The sequence below is a fragment of the Pseudomonas sp. BJa3 genome (assembly GCF_026343815.1).
Classification (GTDB): domain Bacteria; phylum Pseudomonadota; class Gammaproteobacteria; order Pseudomonadales; family Pseudomonadaceae; genus Aquipseudomonas; species Aquipseudomonas soli.
Window position 1 is genome coordinate 1 of record NZ_JAOXMC010000326.1, and the last position, 259, is coordinate 259.

1 pseudogene is annotated in these 259 nt (G+C 69.5%); it reads right to left on the reverse strand.

What is annotated here, in order from left to right:
- Window positions 1–230 (reverse strand): annotated as a pseudogene (locus OH705_RS27900) (1,6-anhydro-N-acetylmuramyl-L-alanine amidase AmpD); the annotation flags it as partial.
- Between the last annotated feature and the right edge of the window lie 29 nt (window positions 231–259).

Genomic DNA, 259 nt, shown 5'->3' on the forward strand with positions numbered 1-259 from the left:
CGCAGGCCGCGCAGGCGTTCCAGCCAGGGGTGCGAGCCGTAGTCCAGCGTGTTCAGGAACAGGCCGGCGACCTCGGGGCCGCCGAATTGGCCGGGCGGCAGGCTGATGTTGTGCAGGACCAGCAGCGACACCTGGGCGCCGTGGGGACGCGCGTCGCAATTGGGGGAGGGCAGTCGGGAAACGCCCGGGGCCGGCGCCAGCCAGCCATGTCGATCCAGAAGCAGGGGCATGGGAGGAAAGCAGGTTGGTATCCAACATG